We start from the raw sequence: 19,582 nt of genomic DNA, 5'->3' as shown, positions 1-19,582 counted from the left end.
CAGAGCGCGGGGTGATTGCCCGGTCACGCCGCTCGCGCGAGCTCCCGCCGCCGCTTGGCCAGCCGCTTCCCCACGATCCCGTGCCGCGGCCCGAACAGGTACACGAGCGTGAACCCCGCGCCCTGCACCAGCACGATCATCCCGCCGGACGCGGTGTCGAGGTGGTAGCTCAGGTACAGCCCGGTCACCGCCGCGAGCACCGAGAACGACGGCGCGATCACGAGCATGCGGCCGAACCGGTCGGTCAGCAGATACGCCGTCGCGCCGGGGATGATCAGCATGGCCACCACGAGGATCACGCCGACCACCTGCAGCGCCACCACCGAGGTCAGCGCGAGCAGCCCCAGCAGCGCGGCGCCGAGCAGCCGCGGGTTGAGGCCGATGGCGTGCGCGTGCGTGGGATCGAAGGCGTACAAGGTGAAGTCGCGGCGTTTGAGCACCAGCAGGGCGAGGGTGATCGCGCCGAGCACGCCGATCTGGATCAGATCCGAGACGTCGACGCCGAGCAGGTTGCCGAAGATGATGTGGTTCAGGTCGGTCTGGCTCGGCGTCACCGAGATCAGCACCAGGCCGAGCGCGAACAGCGTGGTGAACACGATGCCGATCGCGGCGTCCTCCTTGACCCGGCTGGTGTCGCGGACGACCCCGATCAGCGCCACGGCGAGGAAACCGAAGACGACGGCACCCAGCGCGAAGGGCGCGCCGAGGATGTAGGCGAGCACGACGCCGGGCAGCACCGCGTGCGAGACCGCGTCGCCCATCAGCGACCAGCCGATCAGCACCAGCCAGCAGGACAGCACCGCGCAGACCAGGGACGCGACGACCGTGGAGGCCAGTGCCCGCACCATGAAGCCGTAGTTCAGCGGCTCGAGAAGGAGATCGTAGAGGTTCACGCCGGTTCTTCTTCCCGTTGCAGGACATCGAGCCCGAAGGCCAGCGCGAGGTTCTCCGGCCGGAGCACCTCGTCGGGGGAGCCGTGCGCGAGCACCTTGCGCATGAGCAGGATCGCTTCGTCGGCCAGACCGGGCAGCGCGTGCAGATCGTGGGTGGAGATCAGGACGGCGGCGCCGTCGGCCGCGAGTTCCTTGAGCAGCCGGGTGATCGTGGCCTCGGACCGTTTGTCCACGCCGGCGAACGGCTCGTCGAGGAGCAGGACGCGCGCGCCCTGCGCGATGCCGCGGGCGACGAACGCGCGTTTGCGCTGGCCGCCGGACAACTGCCCGATCTGGCGCTCGGCGAGTTCGGTCAGCTCGACCCGTTCCAGCGCCTGATCGACGGCTTCGTGGTCCGCGCGGCGCGGCCGCCGGGTGAACCCGAGACGCCCGTAACGGCCGGTCATGACCACGTCGCGCACCGACAGCGGGAACGACCAGTCGACGTCCTCGCTCTGCGGCACATAGCCGATCACGCCGGTCTTGCGGGCGCGGGCGGGCGGGCCGCCGTCGACCGAGACGGTGCCGGTGTCCGGCCGGACCATGCCCATGATCGTCTTGAACAGCGTCGACTTCCCGGAGCCGTTCATCCCGACCAGGCCGCAGACGTGACCGTGTTCGAGGGTGACGTCGACACCGTCGAGGGCGAGGACGTCGCCGTAGTGAACGGTGACGTCTTCGACGCGGATCGCGGCGGTCACGGCTTCGCTCCGGTGAGGCCGGCCACGATCGTCTTCGAGTCGTGGCGGATGAGATCGAGGTACGTCGGCACCGGGCCTTCGGGGGTGGACAGCGAGTCGACGTAGAGGACACCGCCGAACGCGGCACCGGTCGCGGAGACGACCTGGCGCATCGGGGCGTCGGAGACGGTCGATTCGCAGAACACCGCGGGCACCTTGTTCTGCTTGACGAATTCGATGGCGCGGGTGATCTGCTGCGGCGTCGCCTGCTGTTCGGCGTTGACCGCCCAGATGTACCGCTCGGTCAGGCCGGCGTCGCGCGCCAGGTAGGAGAAGGCGCCCTCGCAGCTGACGAGCGCGCGTTCGTTCTGCGGCAGGCCGCTCAGCGCACCCGTCATCTCGTCCCGCACCCCCTTCAGTTTCGCCTTGTAGGCGTCGCCGTTGGCCTTGAACACGGCGGCGTCACCGGAGGAGAGCTCGCTGAACGCCTTCACCATGTTGTCCACGTAGATACCCACATTCGTCGGGGACATCCACGCGTGCGGGTTCGGCTTTCCCTGATAGGCGTCTTCGCCGATGGCGATGGGCTGGACACCTTCGCTGATCACCTTGTGCGGCGCGTCGCTCTCCTTGACGAAGCGGGCGAACCAGGCCTCCAGGTTCAGGCCGTTGTCGAGGATCAGGTCGGCCTTCGCGGCCTTCTTGATGTCGTCCGGGGTGGGCTCGTAGCCGTGGATCTCCGCGCCGGGCTTGGTGATCGACTCGACCCGGAGCTTGTCGCCCGCGACGTTCGACGCGATGTCGGCGAGGACCGTGAACGTGGTCAGCACCACCGGCCGGTGGTCGCTCTCACCCGCGCTGGGACCGCCGCACGCGGTGAGGACGAGCGTGGACGCCGCCAGCGCGCATACGGCCTTGCGCAGATTCGCCATGCCGTGAGTCTAGAGTTCGGCACGCCGAACTTCCAACTCACGTGTGCCTTAAATCTCCGTCGTGGTCCTATCCCGCTCCTTCACGGTTTCCAGCAGCAGCTGGGAGACGTCGCGCACGGTGACGTTCTGACCACGCTGCTCGCTCTGCCGCTGGACGAGACCGTCGTTCAGCATCACGCGGCAGAACGGGCAGCCGGTGACGATGGTCTCGGCGTCCGTGCCGAGCGCCTCGTCGACGCGTTCGAGGTTGATGCGTTTGCCGATCTGCTCCTCCATCCACATCCGCGCGCCACCGGCGCCGCAGCACAGCGAGCGGTCGGCGTGCCGGGGCATCTCGCTCAGCGTCGCGCCGGTCGCGCCGACGAGTTCGCGCGGCGGCTCGTAGACCTTGTTGTGGCGGCCGAGGTAGCAGGGGTCGTGATAGGTCACCGGTCCGGCGTCGACCGGTTTGACCGGGGTCAGCTTGCCCGCGCGCACGAGCCGGTTCAGCAGCTGTGTGTGATGGAGGACCTCGTAGTGCCCGTCCAGTTGCGGGTACTCGCGGCCGAGCGTGTTCAGGCAGTGCGGACAGGTCGTGACGATCTTGCGCGTGCCCGGCTCGCGGCCTTCGAACACCGCGTTCAGGGTTTCGACGGTCTGCTGCGCGAGCATCTGGAAGAGGAACTCGTTGCCGGAGCGTCGTGCCGGGTCGCCGGTGCAGGATTCGTCGGTGCCGAGGATCGTGTACTTGACCCCGGCCAGATGCAGCAGCTCCGCGGTGGCGCGGACGGTCTTGCGCGCGTTGTCGTCGAAAGCGCCGGCGCAGCCCACCCAATAGACGTACTCGACGTCCTCGGCGAGTTCGCCGTCAAAGATCGGCACCTCGAAATCGAGGCCCTTCGTCCACGCGAGGCGGTCGGAATTGTTCTGGCCCCAAGGGTTTCCCTTGGTCTCCAGGTTCTTGAACAGCACACCGAGCTCGCTGGGGAACGCGGACTCGATCATCACCTGGTAACGGCGCATGTCGACGATGTGATCGACGTGCTCGATGTCCACCGGGCACTGCTCGACGCAGGCGCCGCAGGTGGTGCAGGACCAGAGGACGTCCGGGTCGATGACCCCGAAGTCCTCCTTGGTGCCGACGAGCGGGCGTTCCTCGGGGGGTTCCTTGCCGTCGAGGATGTACGGCGCCTTCTCGAAGAGATGGTCCCGCAGATCCATGATCACCAGCTTGGGGGACAACGGTTTCCCGGTGTTCCACGCCGGGCACTGCGACTGGCAGCGGCCGCATTCGGTGCAGGTGGCGAAGTCGAGCATGCCCTTCCAGGTGAAGTCCTCGATCTTGCCTCGGCCGAAGGTGTCGTCCTCGCCGGGATCCTCGAAGTCGATCGGCTTGCCCGCCGATTCCATCGGCAGCAGCGGGCCGAGTGCGTCCGGAAGCCGTTTGGCGGTGACGTTGACCGGCGCCAGGAAGATGTGCAGGTGCTTGGAGTAGAGCACGATCGACAGGAACGCCAGCATCACGCCGATGTGCAGCAGCAGCCCCACGGTCTCCAGCGGTTCGGTGACCGCGGGCCCCAGCGGTTCCAGGAGTTCCCCGACGCCGAGGGAAACCCACGCGCCCGACTCGTACGGGAAGACGCCGACCGCCGCCGACGCGCCGCGGAAGAGGAACATCGTCCAGATCACGTTGAAGATCATGAACAGGATCAGCCAGGCGCCGCCGGTGTGCGAGCCGAAGAAGCGTGACGCGCGCTCTTTCCTTTCGGGTGCCTGGCGGATCCGGATGACCGCGAACACCCCGAGCGAGACGAGCACCGCGACCGCGATGAAATCCTGCAGGAATCCCAGCACCGCCCAGTGCCCGATGAGCGGGATGTGGAAATCGTGGTCGAACAAGGCGCCGTACGCCTCGACGTAGACCGAGCCGAGGATCACGAAACCCCAGAACGTGAACAGATGCGCGATCCCGGGAACGGACCACTTCAGCAGTTTGCGCTGTCCGAAGACCTCGGCCAGATGCGTTTTCGCGCGGACGGCCATGACGTCCGAGCGCTTCTCGTCCGGCTGGCCGGACCGGATCAGTTTCGCGAGCCAGGCGGCGCGGCGGGCGGCGAAAGCGAGGCCGGCGACCGTGATGAGCAGACCGAGGATGAGACGAACGAGCACGAGTCCTCCGGGGGAGAATCGGCTCAGTGAGAGCCGGTGTAGTACCGGCACGCCTTGCAGGCGTACCGCATTTTGGCCACTCGCCACCGTTTTCGATAGACCTCGAGACGGCCCGGCCGGGGCGGGCGCACGCCGAGTCTTTGGTGACTCCGCCTTTGGTGGCAGCGGATCCGCCGCCCCGTTTCGAAGAGTTCGGTCGCCAGCCCGAGGTAGGCGCGCCTGAGCGCGATACCGGTGTCCGGCGAGGGGTTGTCCCGGCAGAACCGGTGCAGGAGGGCGAGGTCCGGCAGGCCGGGGGTGGCGACGCCGGGGAGATGCTCGACGACGCCGAGCCCTGGATGCCCTGCGGGAAGGGAGAATCCGGCGGGAAGTCCACAGTGGACGCAGGTGAGCGTGCAGCTCAGACATCGGGTGACGTGGCGGATCCGCCGTTCGCGCTGATCCCCGTCGATCACCTCGCGAACGTGCCACCCCATGGAGCCTCCCAAGACCGTGGTGTGTCCTGTGTCACTCTCAATACTGGAGAGTAGGGCTCGCTCCCGGTGGCGCGACAGGTCCAACCGGATGGCGTCGGAGCGGCCGGTCGGCGTAACGCTCCGCGTCAGGAGGACCGCCGCACGCTTGCGCACACCGTGACCCACTCGTAGCCGAAAACCCTCCTCCCGGCATCACGCCCTGGTTATAGTCCTGACTCGGGGTAATGGGGGAGGGAACGACGGCGATGGGCGGGTTCGTCACCGCGGCTCTGGGGTTCCCGGCCGTGCTTTTCAGCTTCCTGCTGATCGTGGTGATCGGCTATTGGCTGCTGGCACTGCTCGGCGCCGTCGACACCGACGACTTCGACGGCGGCGACGGGCTCCTGGCGGGTTTCGGTGGGGTCCCGCTGTCGATTTCGCTCTCTTTGCTGATCGCGTTCACCTGGTTCGTCAGTCTGGCAGGGACGGTTCTTCTCGATGACTTGGAGCTTTCGACACCTTCGAGGATCGGCATCGGGACGGGCGTGCTCGTCGTCGCGCTCGTCCTCGGCACACTCGGGACGAGGGTGATCGTGGTGCCGCTGCGCCGGGTATTCGGTCCCGCGAAGGAACCGAGCAGGATGGACTTCGTCGGTCGTGCCGCGGTCATCCGCACTTCGTCGGTGACCCACGACTTCGGGCAGGCCGAAGTCGCCGCCGCCGACGGGTCGACGGCCATTGTGGACGTCCGTCAAGCGGGTCAAGGCAACCTCACGGCGGGCAGCCGCGTAGTTCTCTATGACTACGACTCCGAAGGCGAGTTCTTCTGGGTCGAGTCCTTGGACATCTGAAGCAGAAAAGGAACAGTATGGGTGCCATCAGCGTGGGGGCCGGCGTTCTGATCGCCGTGATAGTTGTCATCCTCCTGGTTTTGCTCTTCACGATCACCAGGTTGTTCAAGAAGGTGCCGCAGGGGAAGGCGCTGATCATTTCGAAGGTCCGCCGGGTCGACGTGACGTTCACCGGCGCGATCGTCCTCCCCGTGCTGCACAAGGCCGAGATCATGGACACCTCGGTCAAGGCGATGGAGATCACCCGCACCGGCCGGGAAGGCCTGATCTGCCGGGACAACATCCGCGCCGACATCCGGATCTCGTTCTTCGTGCGGGTCAACAAGACCACCGAGGACGTCATCAAGGTCGCGCAGGCGATCGGCACCGAACGGGCTAGCCACGAGGCGACCCTGCAGGAACTGTTCAACGCCAAGTTCTCCGAAGCGTTGAAGACCGTCGGCAAGCAGCTCGACTTCGTGGATCTCTACACGAAGCGGCACGAGTTCCGTGACCAGATCATCCGCGTCATCGGCACCGACCTCAACGGGTACAGCCTCGAAGACGCGGCCATCGACTATCTCGAGCAGACGCCGATGGCGCAGCTCGATTCCGCGAACATCCTCGACGCGCAGGGTATCCGCAAGATCACCGAGCTGACCGCGATCGAGCACGTACGCACCAACGAGTTCCGCCGCGGCGAGGAAAAAGAGATCACCCGCCAGAACGTGGACGCGCGCGAGGCCATCCTCGAACTGGAGCGGCGCCAGGCCGACGCGGAGATCAAGCAGCGCCGCGAGGTCGAGACCATGCGGGCGCGCGAAGAGGCCGAGATCGCCAAGGTCCAGGCGGAGGAGCGGCTCAAGTCGCAGGCCGCGGGGCTGCGCACCGACGAGCAGCTCGGTATCCAGCACCAGAACCAGCAGCGCGAGATCGAGGTCGCGGGCAAGAACCGCGAGCGCGTCATCGCCATCGAGAGTGAGCGCATCGAGAAGGACCGCCTGCTGGAGGTCATCGGCCGCGAACGCGAGACCGAATTGTCCCGGATCGCCAAGGACAAGGAGGTCGAGACCGAGAAGCGCTCGATCGCCGAGGTGATCCGCGAGCGGATCGCGGTCGAGAAGACGGTGGCGGAGCAGGAAGAGATCATCAAGAAGCTCCGTGTCGTCGAGGAGGCGGAGCGCCAGCGCGAGGCCATCATCATCCGGGCCGAGGCGGAGGCGCAGGAAAGCCTCGTCAAGGACATCAAGGCCGCGGAAGCCGCCGAGGCCGCCTCGAAGCACAAGGCCCGCGAGGAACTGACGCTGGCCGAGGCACGCCAGCAGACCGCCGAACTGGAGACCCGCGCGAAGATCCGCCTGGCGGAAGGGATCCAGGCCGAAGAGGCGGCCAGTGGGCTGGCCGCGGCCCAGGTCAAGGAACGCGACGCCGACGCGCTGGAGAAGGTCGGCCGGGCCGAGGCGATCGTCGCCCGCGAGAAGGCGATCGTGCTCGCCGACGGGATGCGCGACAAGCTCAAGGGCGAGGCCGAAGGTCTCACCGAGAAGGCCGCCGCGATGGCCGCGCTCGACAGCGCCAGCCGCCAGCACGAGGAGTACCGCCTGCGGCTGGAGGCGGAGAAGGAGATCCGGCTCGCCGCGCTCAACGTGCAGCGCGAGGTCGCCGAGGCGCAGGCCACGGTGCTCGGCATCGGGCTGGAGAAGGCCGACATCGACATCGTCGGCGGCGAGACGATGTTCTTCGAGAAGATCATCGGCTCGATCGGCCTCGGCAAGAGCGTCGACGGATTCGTCGAGCACTCGGACGTCGTCCAGACGCTCGCGAAGCCGTGGCTCGACGGTTCGGGCAGCTTCACCGACGACCTCACGAAACTGGTTGGCTCGGTGAGCACGGAGGACGTGAAGAACCTGACGCTGTCGGCCTTCCTGGCGCAGCAGCTGAAGGCGGGCGGCCCGGACAGCGACAAGCTGCGTGAGCTGCTGACCATGGCGCAACGTCTCGGCCTCGCCGAGACGTCGGTCGCCACCCTCGCCGCCGCGAAGCAGTGACGGCGACCGAACCGGCGGTCGGAACCGAGCTGGACGCGGGCACCTATGAGGTGCTCCGCGCCCGGCTCGCCGCACAGGCCGCCGAACTGGCGAAACGCGCGGACGAGCTCAACAAGGCCCGGCTGGGTGTCTTCGGCAGCGCGCAACTCGCGCTGATCGGCACGGAACGGATCCGGACCGCGAACAACTGCGTGCCGCGCGACGTCGTGTCGGTCGGCGGGCGGATGTTGTTCGGCTACAACGTCTTCATCGGGCTCAAACCCGAGACGACGGTCGACGACGTCTTCTCGCTGCACGGCTTCAGTCATGACGAAGAAGCCTTCCGCTTCGACGACGTGCCCGCCGAAGAACTGCCGGAGCTGTTGCGCGACGATCAGTTCGTCCGAGACTTCGCCGAGCTGTACCGGTATTACCGGCAGGCGAAACTGCTGCAGCTGCGGCGGGTCGAGGGCAAGCTGCTCGCGATCTTCCAGATCGGGCCGCGGACCGAGGACATCCGGGTGCTGCGCTGGGGGATCACCGCCGACGGCAAGGTGTCCTATGTAGACAGTCGGGGCGAGCGCGATCACGTCTTCCCGCCGTCACACGACTTCGAATGGATCGAGACCACCCGCGAGCAGCATGTGCTCGGACGGCATCCGCATATCTCGATCGAGGACGAGGTGTTCGTCGAGACCGTCGGCGGCAACCTGACGATCAAGGTCGAGAACAACACCGAGACCGGCGAGGGGATCTACTCCGAACCGGTCGACGAGCCGCTGCAGAGCCTCGCCGACGCCGAGGTCTCCTACGCCAGGATCGGCCCGCTGATCCTGGTACGGATGCTGCCGTACAAGGAGATCGAGTACCGCTACCTGGTGTTCAACATCCGCACCCGGGACGTGGTCCGCCTCGACGGCATCGGGCAGGCCTGCCAGCGGCTGCCGGAGGACCACGGGATCATCTTCCCCGGCGGTTACTACCTCGACACGGGTGTCAGCAAGACTTTCGACACCACTGTGGACGGTCTCGAATTCGAACGGGTGATCCGTTCGCCCAACGGCGAGGACGTGCTCTACGTCTTCCACGCGAGGGCCGAGGGACGCACGCTTCTCCTGCCGTACAACGTGATCCGCAAAGAGGTCTCGAACCCGATCCCGTGCCACGGGTATTCGCTGTTCGACGACGGCACGATGGTGCTGTTCCGGGCGTTGTCCGACGAGCCGAGCCGCGTGCATCCGATGCAGGTGTGGCGGACGCCGTTCCAATCGGACACCTACGCCGCGTCGCAGCCGACCGGGACCGGGCCGCTGGAACGGGTCGGCAACGCCGATCTGGTCCGCGGGATCTCCGACTGCCTCTCGATCGGCCGGATGGTCGACGAGATGGCGCCGTCGGCGGCGGTGTTCGAGGCCCTGATCGCCGCGTGCGCGCGGATCTTCGACCACTACCACTGGCTCGGCGAGGCCGAACTCGGTGATCTGCGGTCGCCGCTGTCGGAGGTCCGGGTCACCGCGGAGCAGGTGCTCGACGAGTTCGAGACGGTCACCGCGCTCACCACGCAGGCGGCCGAAGCGGTCGACGAAGCGGCCGCGCAAACCGCCTCGCTCGTGCGCAAGGTACGCGGCGAGACGTTGAACGCGGCCGACGCGTGGGTGCGACGGCTCGCCGAAATGCACCGCGCGCGGGGACATCTGGTCACCGTGCGGGAACTGCGGTACGTCGACACCGAGCGCGTGGACAAGCTGATCGCTGATCTGGACACGGAGTTCGGCGAGGCCGCGCAGCGGGCCGTGCGGTTCCTGCAGGGCGAGGACGCGTTCACCAGCTATCACGCCGAGGTGGACGGGCTGATCGCCGCCGCGGGCGCGATCGCCACCGTCGCCGAGGCGGTCCCGGTCGCCGAGCGGCTCGACGAGCAGTCCGGCGGGCTCGAAGTCCTCACCGACGTCGTCGGCGGGCTGGAGATCGCGGACGCCGTGGTGCGGACGCGGATCCTGGAGCGCGTCGGCGAGGTCATCGGCGGGGTCAACCGCGCGAGGGCGACGCTCGAAGCGCGGCGCAAGGAACTGCTGGAGACCGAGGGCCGGGCGGAGTTCGCCGCCGAGTTCGCCCTGCTCGCGCAGGCCATCACCGGCGGTCTCGCGGTCGCGGACACCCCGGACCGCTGCGACGAGCAGCTCGGCAGACTGTTGCTGCAGCTGGAAAACCTCGAATCGCGATTCGGCGAATTCGACGACTTCCTGGTGTCGCTGGGGGAGAAGCGCACCGACGTCTACGAGGCGTTCTCCTCACGCAAGCAGGCGCTGCTCGACGAGCGGGCGCGCCGCGCGGACCGGCTGGTCGATTCGGCCGAGCGGATCCTCACGAGTGTGACCAGGCGGGTCGGCACGCTCGGTTCGGTCGAGGAGATCAACACCTATTTCGCTTCGGACCCGATGGTGGCGAAGCTGCGGAGTGTGGTCGCCGAACTGCGCGAACTCGGCGACCAGGTGCGCGCCGAAGAACTCGAAGGCCGGGTCAAGGCCGCTCGCCAGGAAGCGGGCCGCGCGCTGCGCGACCGGCTCGACCTCTACGGCGAGGGCGGGGAGACGATCCGCCTCGGCCGCAACACCTTCGCGGTCAACACCCAGGACATCGACCTCACCCTGGTCCCGCACGAGGGCGGGATGAAGTTCGCGATCACCGGGACCGACTACCGCGCTCCCGTGCGGGACGCCTCGTTCGAGGCGACGAGGCCGTACTGGGATCAGTTGCTGGTCTCGGAATCGCCCGAGGTCTATCGCGCCGAGTATCTCGCGACGTCGATCCTGCACGAAGAGCCGGACTTGATCGAGGCCGACCTGCTCGACGTCGTCCGGCGCGTGGCGGGCAACCGGTACGACGAGGGCTACGCGCGCGGTGTGCACGACCACGACGCCGCCGCGATCCTGTCGGCGTTGCTGCGGCTGCGTTCCGCCGCGGGACTGCTGCGTTATCCGCCCGCGTCGAGGGCGGCCGCACAGCTGTTCTGGGCGTTCGGTGCCGAAGAAGCGGCGAAGTCCTCCTGGACGACGCGTGCTGCGTCGCTCTCGCGGGTCCGGGAGGCCTTCGGGCACACCACGGCGATCGACGCGCTGTCGGCGGAGTTCACCGAGGCGATGGCCACGTTCGCCGAGAACTCCGGTCTGACGCTCGACCTCGAATTCGCCGGCGAGTACCTGTTCGAGGAACTGGCCGACGCGTCACCGGGATTCGTCACCAGCGGCGGCGCGCGGGCGCTGCTCGACAAGTTCCGGCTCGACAGGCGCAGTTTCGCCGAAGACCTGCGCGCGCTCGACGACCTCGCCGATCGCCACCAGCTCGCCGAAGCCTGGCTGACGTCCTTTGTGGACTCCGCTGGGTTGCCCGGTGACGAACTGGCGGAGGCCGTCGCGATCGAACTGGCCGACCTGCCACGCTACGATTCGTCGGCGGAACTCTCGGCCACTGTGGACGGTCTGCTCGGTTCACATCCGCGGATCGTCAACCGGTCCATGACCTTCCGGCTCGACGAAACGCTGGCGCGGACGCAGCGGTTCCGACGCGATCGTGTCCCGGGTTTCCGCGCGTATCAGCGGCAGCGCAACGAACTGGTGGCGGCCGAGCGGGACAGGCTACGGTTGAGCGAGTACAAGCCGAAGGTGATGAGCGCCTTCGTGCGCAACCGGCTGCTCGACGAGGTCTATTTGCCGCTGATCGGCGACAACCTCGCCAAGCAGCTCGGTGCGACCGGCGATGCCCGCCGCACCGACCAATCCGGTCTGCTGCTGCTCATCTCGCCGCCGGGATATGGCAAGACGACCTTGATGGAGTACGTCGCGAGCCGCCTCGGTCTGGTGTTCGTCAAGGTGAACGGGCCCGCGCTCGGACACGAGGTCACCTCGGTCGACCCGGCGGACGCGCCCAACGCGACCGCGCGCCAGGAGGTCGAGAAGATCTCGTTCGCGCTGGAGCAGGGCAACAACGTGCTGTTGTATCTCGACGACATCCAGCACACCTCGCCGGAACTGTTGCAGAAGTTCATTTCGCTGTGCGACGCGCAGCGGCGGATGGAAGGTGTCTGGGAAGGCCGGACGCGGACCTACGACCTGCGCGGGAAGCGGTTCGCGGTCTGCATGGCCGGTAACCCGTACACCGAGCAGGGCAAACGGTTCCGGATCCCGGACATGCTCGCCAACCGCGCGGACGTGTGGAACCTCGGCGATGTGTTGTCGGGCAAGGAAGAGCTGTTCGCGCTGAGCTACATCGAGAACGCGCTCACCGCGAACACCGTGCTCGCACCACTCGTCTCCCGGGAACGGTCCGATGTGGACGTTCTGGTCCGGCTGGCCCGAGGCGACGGCGGCGTCCGGGCGGATCAGCTGAAGCACGCGTATTCGGCGACAGAGCTGAAGCAGATCCTCGCCGTGCTGCGGAAACTGATCCGGGTGCAGCAGATCGTGCTGAAGAACAATCAGGCCTATATCGCTTCGGCGGCGCAGGCGGACGCGTCCCGCGTCGAACCGCCGTTCCAGCTGCAGGGTTCCTACCGGAACATGAACAAGCTGGCAGGCCGGATCGTGCCCGCGATGAACGACGCCGAACTCGAAGCGCTCATCGACGACCACTACGCCGGCGAAGCGCAGACGCTGACCTCGGGAGCCGAGGCCAACTTGCTCAAGCTGGCGGAACTACGCGGACGCCTGAGCGCCTCGGAGGCGCAGCGGTGGGCGGAGGTCAAGGCGGGTTACCTGCGGGCACAGGCGCTCGGTGGCGACGAGGAGGACCCGATGAGCCGCGCGGTCGGCGCGGTGGGCCTGCTGGCGGACCGGGTCGGTGCGGTGGAAGCGGCTATCGAGCGGGCTTCGGAGCGGATGGTTGTGCGGGATGTGATGTGAGGGTTTTTCGCGACAGGACGATTCGTGTTGGCGCGTGAAGGCCCCCTTCCCTCGACTCTGCCGAGGGAAGGGGGCCTTCACGCGCACAGGTCCAGCTCTAACCTGAAGTGCCATTCCTCATTGCCGGAAATCGGCGACGCGTCACGGTGGTGGCATGGTCGGAAACTGTCGGTGGTCGATCGTATGTTCGTCGGGTGGATACTTTCAAAGCGCCGGTGGCGCTTCTCGAAGAACTTACTGATCCGAACGTTTTGGAGTTGGTCAATGCTTCGATAGTTTCGTTGGATGACAAGGATTCCGTGGCTGTGGCGCGGGCGGCGTCGGCGGGGATCGCGCGGTTGGAGGCGGTCCGGTTCCGGGCGTTGGCTCAGCTGAGCCGGCACCGGCAGGGTGCGCGGAGTGTGGTGCAGGAGGTCGCGGTCGAGTTGTCTCTGGTGGACACTCACGCGGGCTCGATGGTCTCGACGGCTGAGGCGTTGACGACGCGTCTGCCGCGGACTCTGGGGTTGATGGATCAGGGGAAGTTGTGTGGTTTCGGTGCGATGAAGGTCGCCGCCGCCACCGCGTGGCTCTCGGAGGAGAACGCGCGTGCCGCGGATGCGTTGTTGGAGGATCGGTTGCCGGGCAGGAATGCCGGCCAGATCCGGAAAGCGGCGAATCACGCGGCGGGCACCGTCGACCGTGACGGCGCCGACAAACGCGCCGCGCACCACCGCGAAGGACGGCGACTCACTCTGCGGCAGGGGGAGACCGGGGTGGCGTCGATCGAGGTCGAGGACGGGCCGGTGGAGAAGGTCACGGCCGCGTACCGGCGGATCGACCGTGAAGCCCGCGCCCTGCGGAAGGATGGGGAGACCCGGACGCTGGATCAGTTGCGTGCGGATATCGCGCTCGATCTGCTGCTCGGTGGGCAGGGCGGCACGAGTGAACGCACCGAAGTGTTCCTGTACATGGACTTGTTCACCTATCTCGGGGTGAACAATGATCCGGCTGAGCTGGCCGGGCATGGCCATATTCCGGCGGGGCTGGCGCGGCACATCGCGACCGGGCCGGACACGGTGTTGCGCCGGATCGTCACCGATCCGCTCTCCGGGCAGGTGCTGGATCTGGGGCGGGATCGGTACCGGCCTACCGCAGGTCTGGGTGAGTTTGTGCGGGTGCGGGATCGTGAGTGCCGAAGACCGGGGTGCGGTCGTCCGGCGCAGGCCTGCGATCTGGATCATGTGGTGCCGTGGCAGTTCGGCGGCCACACCAACGCTGATGAGTTGGTCGACCTCTGCCGCCGCGACCACCGCCTCAAAGACGAACCCGGCTGGAGCTACCGTCTCGCGGCGGACGGGACACTGACCGTCACCACCCCGACCGGGCACAGCTACGACAGCACACCGCCACCACTCCACGAACCCCGGACCGAAAGCCCGCTGGACGACGAACCACCACCGTTCTGAGCCCGTCGCCGGAAAACGGCGACAGCTCCGCTGTGCTTTCGTGCCTGGTGGTCTGACCGGCAGACGCCTCCTGTGAACGGTGAGAACCTCTTGGGCACGTTCCCGGAAGTGACTGGTGTGGCTTGGGTGGCTGGAGAGGGGTTGGTTCCTTGCCGGACAGGCCTTTTCCGCGCTGCCGGTGCGGCAGCCCGTCGCCGGAAAACGGCGACAGTCTAGGCACGCTTTTGCGCTCTTGAGTCGAAGTGAATCTCTTTAGCCGTGTTCGTGGCAGCGCCAGTACGGCCGATCTGGTCCTGACGGTTGAAGTTGCGCCGGTTACTGACCGACAGGCGTGCTCCGTCGCCGAGAACCGGCGACAGCTCAAGCTGCTGCCGCCAGGGGCGTTTTCCCTGCGGTGGTGGGCGTGGCTTGGGTGGTTGAGCGGTGCCGGTTCCTTGCCGGACAGTCCTTTTCTGCGCTGCCGGGAGAGAATCCCGTCGCCGAAAACCGAGCCTGTCACGATTTTCGTGTAAGTCAGAGGTGATTTACTTACGTTTTTAGGTTATCAGAACGGGAGTCTTCCTGGGAAGAGTCGGGCGAGCGTGTTGAGTGCCACCTTCCAGCCGTGTGTTCCGGTTCCTGATGTGCCTCCGCGTTGGCTGGAGATGTTTCGGAGTCCGAGGTATAGCAGTTTCATGGCCGCGTCTTTGTCGGGGAAGTGTCCGCGATTTTTTGTGATCTTGCGTAGTTGGAAGTTGATGGATTCGATGGCGTTGGTTGTATAGACGATTTTGCGGAGTTCGGCCGGGTAGTCGAGGAAAGGAATGAAGTCGTTCCAGGCGTTGCGCCACACGTCGATGGCGCCAGGGTATTGAGTTCCCCATGACTTGTCGAATTCGGCGAGTGCGAGTTCGGCGCCGTCGAGTGTGGGTGCACAGTAGATTTCACGCATCGATGCGGCGATCTTCTTGCGGTCGCTGTAGGACACGAATTTCGAGGCGTTGCGGATCACGTGGACCACGCATGTCTGGACAACAGTGTCGGGGAAGACTGTCTTGATCGCGTCGGGCAGGCCGGTCAAACCGTCGCAGCAGGCGATCAAGATGTCTTTCACGCCACGATTACGCAGGTCGGTGACGACCTTCAGCCAGAACTTCGCGGCCTCGGTGTCGGAGATCCAGCAGCCGAGGGCGTGCTTGCGGCCGTCGACGTCGACCCCGATGGCCAGGTAAGCGACCTTGGTGGTCACCACGCCGTTGTCCTTGACCCGGATCCGGATTCCATCGACATAGAGAATCGGGTAGACCTCGTCGAGCGGACGCGATTGCCACGCCTTGATCTCGTCGACTACGACCTCGGTGATATTAGAGATCAATTCCCGTGAAGCGTTCACCCCGTAAACTTCCCGTAGGTGCGCTTCGATGTCACGGGTCGTCATGCCGCGCGAGTACAACGACAGGATCATATCGTCAATATTGCCGATCCGCCGCGCCCGTTTCGGCACGATCGCCGGCTCGAACGACCCGTTCCGATCACGTGGCACCTCGATATCGACAGGGTCGTTCCTTGTCGACACCGTCTTGGTCGATTTACCGTTCCGCGAATTCCCGGACCCCCGGCCCGCCGGGTCGCCGGCGTCATAACCTAAATGGTCGGTCATCTCCGCCTGCAGCGCCCGCTCGAGCACAGCCTTGGTCATCTGATTCAACAGGCCATCCACGCCATCGATCGGCGTCCCCGCCGCTTTGGCGTCCCTCAGCAACGCGTCAATCGTCTCCGGAGAGAAGGCCTCCGCCAGCTGCCGCGCCGCCGTCTCGTCACCGCGACGAGACGATGTGTTCTGTGTCACTCGGTGTCCCCTCCGACCGCCTACCAGGCGAGTCGATCTTGGTGCACCTCCGACTTACACAGTTGGCATGACACGCCCCGAAAACCGGCAACACTCCATCAGCCACACCCCATCAGCCAAACCCACATCCCCCTCACGACCCCAAAGCCGTCAACTGCTCATCCGTGAGCCGTTCCACCAAAGCAACCGCCCGATACCCACCATCAGAAGAAACCACCCGCACCGGCCCGGCGACATGCGGATGCTCCTCCGCCACCCGTAAAGCGGCCGAAACCCGCTCAGCAGGCCATCCCAGTGCCGCCGCGAGAGCCGGAACAGACATCGCGCGTCGAGCGTGCAGTAGGGCGGCCAGCGCGGTCAGGGCGTCGCCGACGTAGACCGCGACGCGGTCGTCCAGCATGACTTCGTTGATGCGCGCATGGAATCGGGAGAGATCGTCCATGCGTGCGCCGGCGGGGGTGGCGGTGCCGAGGACTTCGGCGCCCTGGCGAGCGATTTTGATCCATTCCTGGTTCGAGCGGACGCTTTCGGCCCAGACTCGCTGCGGCATCTCCTCGTCGATGACGTACTGCTCGCGCCGTCCGGTGCGTTCCCGTTTGAGCAGGGCCTGCGTTTCGAGGTAGCGGACGGCGTTCGAGATCGACGCCGGACTCACCTGGAGCCGCTGGGCGAGTTCGGCCGCGGTGTGGACGCCTTCGTCGCTGACGGACAGGCACGCGAGCACTCGCGACATCATCCTGGGCAGTCCGGTGGCCACCATCATCTCGGTGAAGTCCGCTTCGAAGCGGCGCACGGCTTCCGGATCGCGCCCGTAGTCGTTCGTGACGACGGGGGCGGCGCGGGGGTGTTGCTTGCGGCGCCGCGCCCGTTCGCCGGTGACCCGGCTCGCTTCGTCGGCGCGGTAGCCGGAATGGCCGCTGTTGCGCGCGACCTCGCGGCTGATCGTCGACGTCGGGCGGCCGAGGCGGCGGGCGATCTCGGCGTATCCGAGGCCGTCCTTGAGCCAGGTCGCGATCAGCCGGCGGTCCTCCAGGGTCAGCCTGCCGCCCGGCATGGGCGCCTCCTGTGCGTTCACTCGCAGGTCAATGCAATGAATCGTTGCGTTCATCGACAGCATCGTTGCAACGATTTCCAGAATCTACCAGCAGTTACCCCGAAAAGCATCATCCGCAACTTTGAGCGATGGCTGAATGCAACGTAGCCTTCAGACATAGCTGAAGATCTGGGAGGAACAGCTGTGACCAAGTCAGTACCCCATCTCGCGGAACTGCCCCTCGAACGGCCACGGGGGTGCCCGTTCGACCCGCCCGCGGAACTTGCCTCGCTGCGGGACGAGCATCCGCTCGTCCGCCTGACCTTCCCCGACGGCCACGAAGGCTGGCTCGCGACGGGGCACGCGATCGTCCGGTCCATCATCGCGGATCCGCGTTTCAGTGCCCGGCAGGAGCTGATGCACTCACCGCTGCCGGGGCCCGCCGCGATGGTGACGCCGCCGCCCGCGCAGCCGGGGATGTTCATCAAGATGGACGATCCCGAACACGGCCGCTATCGCAAGCTGCTCACCGGCAAGTTCACCGTGCGCCGGATGCGGCTGCTCACCGAACGGGTGGAGCAGGTGGTCACCGAACATCTCGACGCCATGGAGCGGCAAGGCTCACCCGTCGACCTGGTGCCTGCCTTCGCGCAGCCCATCCCGGCGCTGATGATCTGCGAACTGCTCGGCGTTCCCTATGCCGACCACGAATTCTTCCGGCGCAACGTCGCGCCGCTGAACAAACCGGACGCCCCGCTGGCCGAACAGGACGCGGCCATCACCGCGCTGGGGGAGTATCTCTACCGGCTCATCGTGGCGAAACGGGCCGAGCCGACCGACGACATCCTCGGCGAACTGGTCGCCACGGAACTCACGGACGAGGAACTCACCAGTATCGCGTTCCTCTTGCTGGGGGCCGGTTTGGACACCACGGCCAACATGCTGGCGCTGGGCACTTTCGCGCTGCTGCGGCATCCCGATCAGTTGCGGGCCCTGCGCGAGGACCCGGAGAGCCTCGACGGCGCGATCGAGGAACTGCTGCGCTACCTGACCATCGCGCATACCGGCGCCCGCACCGCGCTCGAAGACGTCGAGGTCGGCGGGCAGCTCATCAAGGCGGGGCAAGTGGTCGCGCTTTCGGCGGCGGCCGCCAACCGCGATCCGCTGAAGTTCCCGGAACCCGACCGGCTCGACCTCCGCCGTAACGCCGCCGGGCACGCGTCGTTCGGGCACGGTGTCCACCAGTGCCTCGGTCAGCAGCTCGCGCGCGTCCAGATGAAGGTCGCTTTCGCCGGGTTGCTGGCCAGGTTCCCGTCCCTGCGGCTCGCGGTACCGGCCGAGGAGGTCCCGCTGCGGACGGACTCCGACATCTACGGGGTGTACGCGCTCCCGGTGGCCTGGGGCTGATCGCGATGAGGATCCAAGTGGATCGGGAACGGTGTGTCGGCGCGGGAATGTGCGTGCTGACCGCACCCACGGTATTCGATCAGGACGAGGAAGACGGCCGGGTCCGGTTGCTGGATCCGGAACCGGCCGACGCGGGGGACGCGGTGGTGTCGTGTCCCGCCGCGGCGATCACGGCGGACGGCTGAGGCGGCCAGGGGGTGCCGGGCGGGCACCCCCTGGCACGGGATCAGCCGACTTCCGCGAGAACCTTGCCGCTGTCGGCGTTCCGCACGGCGGTACCGGCGTAGTTCTGCTGAACCCTGGCCTTCTCCTGGGCGTTGGGGTTCACGTTGGCGCAGCTGACCCCGCCGGTCGATCCGGACATCAGCGACGAACACGGCCCGGGCTTCACGTCGGGGAGGCCGAGGCTGTGGCCGAGCTCGTGGGACGCGATCCGGACCTTGTTGTAGCCCTGCTGGACGGCCTGCCTGCCGTACCAGACGGTGACCGTGCCGCTCGGGCGAACCGGTCCGAGGGTGGCACGCGGCCAGCCGTCGTCGGCGATGATCCGGATGTTGACTCGCTGCCCCGGCGTCGCCTTGACGATGCGGACGTTGGTGACGTTGGTGTTCCAGACGTTGACGCCGGCGGCCACCACGTCCTTGAACTCCGCGGCCTGGCTGTCGTCGTAGGTCAGGGTGGTCGCCATGATCTCGGCGGCCCCGGCGGAGGGCGCCGAAAGCAGCGAAAGGGAAAGCGCGGCGCCGGTGAGCACCGCGGCGAAGGTACGTCGAAGCACGTTTTACTCCTCGCGTTAAGGCGTGCTGGAATTGCGGAGCAGTGTCGACACTTTTTGGATCGGGCGAGAGGGACCTCTGAGTAGTCCTCCGTTGCCTCCGCGTGATGTTAGGACCTGTCGAGGTCGTCGCGGAACCCGCCGATAGTCGCCTGTCGTTAACCATGATCTTGACGCGACCGGAAGACT

14 protein-coding genes are annotated in these 19,582 nt (G+C 66.6%); 6 read left to right on the top strand and 8 right to left on the bottom strand.

Going from position 1 to position 19,582, the window contains the following annotated elements; translation table 11 throughout:
- Positions 1 to 23 precede the first annotated feature (23 nt).
- Genes ACZ5ZX_RS17265 through ACZ5ZX_RS17245 form a run of 5 tightly spaced genes read right to left on the bottom strand, consistent with a single transcriptional unit; the run spans position 24 to position 5,168 of the window.
- Positions 24 to 893, bottom strand: a complete 870-nt coding sequence (locus tag ACZ5ZX_RS17265; protein ID WP_465502980.1) for a metal ABC transporter permease — start codon at positions 891 to 893, stop codon at positions 24 to 26.
- On the bottom strand, positions 890 to 1,633 hold the full coding sequence (locus ACZ5ZX_RS17260) for a metal ABC transporter ATP-binding protein (RefSeq protein ID WP_465502979.1): 744 nt from the start codon (positions 1,631 to 1,633) through the stop codon (positions 890 to 892). The genes ACZ5ZX_RS17265 and ACZ5ZX_RS17260 overlap by 4 nt, the downstream gene beginning before the upstream one ends.
- Positions 1,630 to 2,544 carry a metal ABC transporter substrate-binding protein gene (locus tag ACZ5ZX_RS17255; protein WP_465502978.1) on the bottom strand — a complete coding sequence of 305 codons (915 nt, stop codon included), beginning with the start codon at positions 2,542 to 2,544 and terminating at the stop codon, positions 1,630 to 1,632. The genes ACZ5ZX_RS17260 and ACZ5ZX_RS17255 overlap by 4 nt, the downstream gene beginning before the upstream one ends.
- A 48-nt stretch (positions 2,545 to 2,592) precedes the next feature.
- Positions 2,593 to 4,692, bottom strand: a complete 2,100-nt coding sequence (locus ACZ5ZX_RS17250; protein WP_465502977.1) for a (Fe-S)-binding protein — start codon at positions 4,690 to 4,692, stop codon at positions 2,593 to 2,595.
- A 23-nt stretch (positions 4,693 to 4,715) separates the two neighbouring features.
- Positions 4,716 to 5,168 carry a hypothetical protein gene (locus tag ACZ5ZX_RS17245; RefSeq protein ID WP_465502976.1) on the bottom strand — a complete coding sequence of 151 codons (453 nt, stop codon included), beginning with the start codon at positions 5,166 to 5,168 and terminating at the stop codon, positions 4,716 to 4,718.
- Positions 5,169 to 5,392: 224 nt separating this feature from the next.
- Here ACZ5ZX_RS17245 and ACZ5ZX_RS17240 point away from each other — a divergent pair, with 224 nt between their 5' ends.
- The 4 genes from ACZ5ZX_RS17240 to ACZ5ZX_RS17225 all read left to right on the top strand — a co-directional run bounded on the left by ACZ5ZX_RS17240 (position 5,393) and on the right by ACZ5ZX_RS17225 (position 14,350).
- The gene (locus ACZ5ZX_RS17240; RefSeq protein ID WP_465502975.1) at positions 5,393 to 5,998 is read left to right on the top strand and encodes a hypothetical protein; all 606 of its coding nucleotides are present in this window, start codon (positions 5,393 to 5,395) and stop codon (positions 5,996 to 5,998) included.
- Between the two features lie 80 nt (positions 5,999 to 6,078).
- Positions 6,079 to 8,025 carry a flotillin family protein gene (locus ACZ5ZX_RS17235; protein ID WP_465502974.1) on the top strand — a complete coding sequence of 649 codons (1,947 nt, stop codon included), beginning with the start codon at positions 6,079 to 6,081 and terminating at the stop codon, positions 8,023 to 8,025.
- The gene (locus ACZ5ZX_RS17230; RefSeq protein WP_465502973.1) at positions 8,022 to 12,902 is read left to right on the top strand and encodes a DNA repair ATPase; all 4,881 of its coding nucleotides are present in this window, start codon (positions 8,022 to 8,024) and stop codon (positions 12,900 to 12,902) included. Before ACZ5ZX_RS17235 ends, ACZ5ZX_RS17230 begins: the two co-directional genes overlap by 4 nt.
- A gap of 215 nt (positions 12,903 to 13,117) precedes the next feature.
- Positions 13,118 to 14,350: an HNH endonuclease signature motif containing protein gene (locus ACZ5ZX_RS17225; RefSeq protein ID WP_465503112.1), complete on the top strand. Its 1,233-nt coding sequence runs from the start codon at positions 13,118 to 13,120 to the stop codon at positions 14,348 to 14,350.
- Positions 14,351 to 14,894: 544 nt separating this feature from the next.
- Here the strand turns inward: ACZ5ZX_RS17225 and ACZ5ZX_RS17220 are convergent.
- Both ACZ5ZX_RS17220 and ACZ5ZX_RS17215 read right to left on the bottom strand, forming a co-directional pair.
- Positions 14,895 to 16,127, bottom strand: coding sequence for an IS256 family transposase (locus ACZ5ZX_RS17220; protein ID WP_465503111.1), 1,233 nt, complete (start codon positions 16,125 to 16,127; stop codon positions 14,895 to 14,897).
- A 184-nt stretch (positions 16,128 to 16,311) separates the two neighbouring features.
- Positions 16,312 to 17,232, bottom strand: a complete 921-nt coding sequence (locus ACZ5ZX_RS17215; RefSeq protein ID WP_465503110.1) for a helix-turn-helix domain-containing protein — start codon at positions 17,230 to 17,232, stop codon at positions 16,312 to 16,314.
- Between the two features lie 183 nt (positions 17,233 to 17,415).
- Here ACZ5ZX_RS17215 and ACZ5ZX_RS17210 point away from each other — a divergent pair, with 183 nt between their 5' ends.
- Entirely contained in the window at positions 17,416 to 18,618 is a 1,203-nt protein-coding gene (locus ACZ5ZX_RS17210) for a cytochrome P450 (RefSeq protein ID WP_465502972.1), read from the top strand.
- A gap of 5 nt (positions 18,619 to 18,623) precedes the next feature.
- Positions 18,624 to 18,803, top strand: a complete 180-nt coding sequence (locus tag ACZ5ZX_RS17205) for a ferredoxin (protein ID WP_465502971.1) — start codon at positions 18,624 to 18,626, stop codon at positions 18,801 to 18,803.
- Positions 18,804 to 18,844: 41 nt separating this feature from the next.
- Here ACZ5ZX_RS17205 and ACZ5ZX_RS17200 read toward each other — a convergent pair whose 3' ends face one another.
- Positions 18,845 to 19,396, bottom strand: a complete 552-nt coding sequence (locus ACZ5ZX_RS17200; protein ID WP_465502970.1) for a snapalysin family zinc-dependent metalloprotease — start codon at positions 19,394 to 19,396, stop codon at positions 18,845 to 18,847.
- Positions 19,397 to 19,582: the final 186 nt, after the last annotated feature.

The sequence above is a fragment of the Amycolatopsis sp. NPDC033938 genome (assembly GCF_055575975.1).
This window is presented reverse-complemented; position numbering and strand designations above follow the sequence as displayed.